4 protein-coding genes are annotated in these 5,149 nt (G+C 71.3%); all 4 read left to right on the top strand.

Annotated features, from left to right (window positions below):
• Positions 1–1,714, top strand: a 1,714-nt coding sequence (locus tag BMW88_RS35045; RefSeq protein ID WP_218148320.1) for a PPE domain-containing protein, incomplete at its 5' end; no start/stop codon positions are given.
• Positions 1,711–2,472 carry an ESX secretion-associated protein EspG gene (locus tag BMW88_RS35040; RefSeq protein ID WP_089959489.1) on the top strand — a complete coding sequence of 254 codons (762 nt, stop codon included), beginning with the start codon at positions 1,711–1,713 and terminating at the stop codon, positions 2,470–2,472. The genes BMW88_RS35045 and BMW88_RS35040, both read left to right, overlap by 4 nt.
• A 41-nt stretch (positions 2,473–2,513) precedes the next feature.
• Positions 2,514–3,026: a YbaB/EbfC family nucleoid-associated protein gene (locus BMW88_RS35035; RefSeq protein ID WP_089959486.1), complete on the top strand. Its 513-nt coding sequence runs from the start codon at positions 2,514–2,516 to the stop codon at positions 3,024–3,026.
• Positions 3,027–3,074: 48 nt separating this feature from the next.
• The gene (locus BMW88_RS35030) at positions 3,075–4,949 is read left to right on the top strand and encodes a DUF4573 domain-containing protein (RefSeq protein WP_089959484.1); all 1,875 of its coding nucleotides are present in this window, start codon (positions 3,075–3,077) and stop codon (positions 4,947–4,949) included.
• The last annotated feature ends 200 nt before the right edge of the window (positions 4,950–5,149 follow it).

The raw sequence follows: 5,149 nt of genomic DNA, 5'->3' as shown, positions 1-5,149 counted from the left end.
CGAGGCGGTCATGCCCCCCGAGACCGACCCCGGTCGAATCGAGAACGTCCCGGTCCTGACGGACCCGCAGAACTGGGCGTCGCGATCGCACCCCGAGCTCTACGCCGCGGTGCACAACAACAACGATCCCGGCCAGGCCGGTCAGATCAGCTCCGACTGGGTCAAGTACGGCACGGAGCTGACCGAGGCGTCGCGGACCATCAACTCGGTGATCACCGCGTCGGAGTCCAAGTGGACCGGTGCCGCCGCCGAGGCCGCCCGCGAGGCGATGAAGAAGCTCGGCGACTGGGTCGACGAGACCGCGCGCACCGCTGTCGACGTCGGCACGAAGGTCGCCGACCAGGGCCGGGTGATGGAGTCGGCCAGGGCGCAGATGCCCGCGCCGGTGGAGTTCGACTGGAACAAGGCCGCCGCGGCGCTGTCGCAGCCGGGCACGCCCGCCTTCGTGCTGGCCTCCGTCGACATCGCCATCGCCAACGCCGCCTCCCGTGCCGCGCACGAGCAGGCGATCACGGTCATGACCGCCATGGAGAACAACTCCCGGCAGATCGACTCGTCGGTGCCCGCCTTCACACCGCCGTTCAACCCCAACACCGGCCAGGTCGAGGAACCGGTGATGGCGATGGCCCGCCTGGGTGCCACGCCCACGCTCGGCGGTGTGGACGGCTTGATGTCGACGCAGGCCGCGAGTGCCGGTGCCGTGGCCGCGCCGCCGGAGGTCAACGGTGGTGCCGGAGCCGGTGCGGCTGCCAATGCCAATGTCGGTGCAGGTGCGGGTGCTGGTGCAGGTGGTGGCGCCGGGGCCGGTGGCGCCGGAGTGAACCAGCCCGCCGCCGCGGCCTACAACCCGTCGGCGCCCGGCTACCCGGGCACCGCCGCCACGGCCACCGGCGCGAACGCCAGCGGCAGCTACACGCCGCAGGCGCCGGCCTACAACGCCGGCAGCACGACCACGTCGGCCGCGTACACGCCGACCGCGCCGAACTACTCCCCCGCCGCCAACTCCGGCAGCACGTACACCAGCGGCTCCGGTGGTGGCAGCAGCACCTACACCCCGCAGATGGGCGGTTACCCGCCCGGCACGACCACCGGCGGCACCACCAACAAGGGCGGCGGCAGCCAGTACACGCCGCAGGTCCCGAAGGTGCCCACGGTCGGCAAGGACATCGCCAACCCGAACTACACCCCGCAGGGCGCGAACTACACGCCGCAGAACCCCAAGTCCTTCACCCCGACGGCGCCGGGCTACGCCGGTCCCGGTGGTGCGGGCGGCGGCGCCGGTGGTGGCGCGGGTGCCGGCGGCGGTGGTGGCGCGGGCATGAAGGGTGGCCCGATGCCGTTCACGCCCTCGATGGGCCCCGGTGGTGGCCCCGGCGGCGGTGCCGGTGGTGGTTTCGGCGGCGGCACGGCCGGTGGTGCGGGCGCCGGCGGTGCGATGGCGCCCGGCGGCTCGGCGGGTGTGCAGGGTCAGCAGATGCGCGGCGGCATGCCGATGGGCATGGGCGGCCCCGGCGGTGCGGCCGCGGCCGGTGCCGGCATGGCCGGCGCCCCGATGGCTCCAGGTGCCGGCGGCAGGGGCGAGGAGGACAAGGAACACCGCTCCGCCAGCTACATCATGGGCGGCGACCTGTTCGAGGTCCCCGGCGAGAACCTGCCCCCCTCGGTGATCGGCGCCGCGAAGGTGAAGAAGCAGAAGGGGCCCGAGCAGTCGTGATCACGCCGGAGTTCCTGCTCTCGCCTCGCGAGTTCGACGTCCTGTGGCACGAGCTGCGGCTCGGCCGGATGCCCTACCCGCTGGACGTGCCGAGCGAGGGTGACACCGAGCAGGACCGCCGGGTGCTGCGTGAGAAGACGCTGGACGAGCTGCGCCGGCGCGGTCTGGTCGGGAACCAGCGGCTGGAGGACCACCTCCGGCTGCTGGACGACCACAAGGTCTCCGTCGACGCCGTCGCCGGGCTCGACCGGACCGTGCGGGCGCTGGCCGCCTCCAACGGCGACCGGGCCGTGCTGGCGGTCATCGACGACGACCGGGTGGGGCTGCTGACCATCCGGGAGACCGGTATCGCCCGCGAGATCGTGCGGGTGCTGCCCGACGGTGAGCCCGGTCCCGGCACGGCGGTGAACGTGCGGGTGGAGACGCTGCGGGAAGCCGTCGCGATCCGGGAGGCCGAGGAGAAGAACGGCTCCGAGGACCTCTGGGCCCCGCCGGAGGACGACGCGGACGACCGCGACGCCCTGCAGCAGGCCGGCCTCTCGCCCCAGGACGCGAAGCAGTTCGGTGAGCTCGCGGCCAACCGCGTCGCGGGTGGCCAGTTCGGCGTCACCCGCGATCAGCGGCGCTCCGGTGTCGTGATCAACTGGTTCGACACCCACCAGGGCCGCTACCTGATGGTGAACTCGGACGGCTGGCTCAGCCTCTCGCCGACCGACAACGACCGCATCGCCACCCGCATCGACGCTGTGCTCGCGTGAATTGACGCGTCTCAGTTGAACCACCGCCGCCGGAGGACCGTGTGAATCCCGCGAACCCTTATCAGTGGGTCGAAGAGTACGAGGCCAAACTGGCCGACCTGAAGCAGAAGTCGGAGAACCTCACGGAGAACTTCGCGGCGGCCTCCGCGACCGTGACGTCGAAGGACGGAGCGGTGACGGTGACGGTGGGCCCCAACGGGGGCCTGCAGAACCTCCAGCTGGGCCACCGCGCGATGGAGCTGGGCGGTCCCCGGCTCACGGCCCTGATCCTGGAGACCGCGCGCCGTGCCCAGAAGCAGGCGGCGGAGCAGGTGCTCGAGCTGTTCAAGCCGCTCGGCGAGGGCACCGAGGCCTACCGGATGGTCTCGGACTCGATCCCGCAGGACGACGACGAGGTCGAGGAGGTCGAGGACACCTACGACGAGGTCGACGACGAGCCGGAACCGGCTCCCGCTCCTCCGCCGGTGAGCAGGCCGGCGGCCCCGCAGCCGCCGCCGGTCCGCGGGCGGACCCGTGCCGCCGACGACGATGACGACGACAACCAGCCCTGGTAAGGAACAACGATGACAGCGCCACAAACTCCAATCGCGTCTCCTCCCGGGATGAACATCACCGAGGAGAACAAGCTCAAGGGCTCGCTGTTCATCGAGGCCTACGGCAGTCTCATCGACGGCATCAGCAAGGACGCGGAGTCGGAGACCGAGAAGGCTCTCGACATCACGTTCAACGCGATCGGTGCCGCCTCGGCCACGGTGATGCTCGCGATCGACCCGCTGGGCAGCATCATCGGCGCCGGTGTCGGCTGGCTGATCGAGCACGTGTCGTTCCTGCGCGACGCCCTCAACCAGGTGATGGGCAACCCGGAGGAGATCCAGGCCAACGTCGAGGCCAACAAGGCGCGGGCGGTCGAGCTCCGGACGCTGGCCGAGGACCACAAGAACGGCCTCGCGACGTTCGACGGCTGGACCGGCACGTCCTCCGAGCGGTTCAAGACGTCCATGGACGCCATGTACCAGGAGCTCAACGACCTCGCGAGCGCCGTCGAGACCAAGGCCAAGATCGTCGCGATCATGGGCATGCTGGTCACGGTGCTGCGCGACATCGTCCGCGACCTGATCTCCCAGCTGATCGGTTCGCTGATCGGTGGCGCGCTCCTCGCGGCCGCCGCCATGATCCCGACGTTCGGTGCCTCGATCCCGATCTTCTGCGGCTTCGCGGTCGGCAAGGCGGTCGCGCTGGGCACGAACATCGCCTCCCGCGTCGCCCGCGTCGTGGCCGCCCTCGGCCGTCAGATGAAGCGCATCGGCGACGTCGACGACATCATGGCCAAGATCAGCAAGGGCTGGCAGCGCTTCGAGGGCGGCGCCGACGTCGCCGAGATCGGCTACGAGGGCTACAAGGCCCAGGACAAGGTCGACAAGGCGGTCGACGGGGCAGCCTCGGGCAGCGCCCCCGGTGGCGCGTCCACCCAGGACGGCACCGCGACGGCGGCGCTGCGCACTGGCAGTGGCAGCACCGTCCAGGCCGAGAGCACCGCGACGCTGCCGAACGCCCCGCGCATGGCGACGGCGTCCAGCGAGCAGCTCCAGCCGATGCAGATGGCCATGCGCACAGGTGCCGGCGAAACCACGGAGCCCACGCGCGCTCGCCTGGCGTCGAGCCCTCTGGAGCCGATGCAGGCAACCATGCGCACCGGCACGAGCGAAACCGCGGAGCCCATGCGAGCCCGCCTGGCGTCGAGCCCTCTGGAGCCGATGCAGGCAACCATGCGCACCGGCACCAGCGAAACCGCGGAGCCCATGCAGGCGCTGCGCATGATGAACGCAGCCGAGCCGGTCCAGGCCTTCCAGCGCACCGAAGCCGTCCAGCCGATGCAGGCGTTCCAGCGCGCCGAAGCCGTGCCGGCCGAGCCGGTCCAGGCCTTCCAGCGCACCGAAGCCGTCCAGCCGATGCAGGCGTTCCAGCGCGTCGAGGCCGTGCCGGCCGAGCCGGTCCAGGCCTTCCAGCGCACCGAAGCGGTCCAGCCGATGCAGGCGTTCCAGCGCGTCGAAGCCGTGCCGGCCGAGCCGGTCCAGGCCTTCCAGCGCGTCGAGGCGGCATCGGACTCCACGATGGTGTCCGGCGTCAGCATGACCGCGGGTGCTCCGGTGGGCGACGTCCAGCCGATGCAGGCGCGGGAGATGTACTACAGCGACTCCACGCCGGCCGCGGAGCCGCTCCAGCCGATGTCGGCGGGCTACGAGCCGATGGCGCGGACGCAGATGTCCCACGCGTACGAGGCCCTTGAGCCGACTCAGCCGCGTGAGTACTCGCGCCTCGAGGCCCAGCAGGTCTACGAGAGCGTCAACCCGCTCACCGCGAGTGAACAGCTCCAGCCGACGACGGCCTACGAGTCGGGCGGACAGGCCGCCGGTGGCGCGGCGCAGCCGCTCCGCCAGGCCGTCAGCAGCGAACGTCCCGCACGGCCGACAGAGTAAGTCCAGCCGACAGCCGGGATCCCGATCCCGCCTCGTTCTGACGCAGCACTGGAGAATCGCCTCTCATGGCCAAGGGGAACGTCAATCCCAGCCCGGCGCCGGCTCCGGCACCGAGCACCAACCCGGCGCCGAACCCGGGTTCCACGCCGTCACCCAGCGCGGGTACCGGCAACGCTCCCACCGGCAACAGCGGTTTCTCC

The organism is Lentzea xinjiangensis (genome assembly GCF_900110955.1).
GTDB lineage: Bacteria > Actinomycetota > Actinomycetes > Mycobacteriales > Pseudonocardiaceae > Lentzea > Lentzea xinjiangensis.
The sequence above is the reverse complement of the archived record's forward strand: the minus strand, read 5'-3'. Positions and strand labels throughout refer to the sequence as shown.

Bases quoted from the DNA above. Each gene is read 5' to 3' on its own strand.
- BMW88_RS35030 (WP_089959484.1), top strand. From the start codon at position 3,075: ATGAACATCACCGAGGAGAACAAGCTCAAGGGCTCGCTGTTCATCGAG.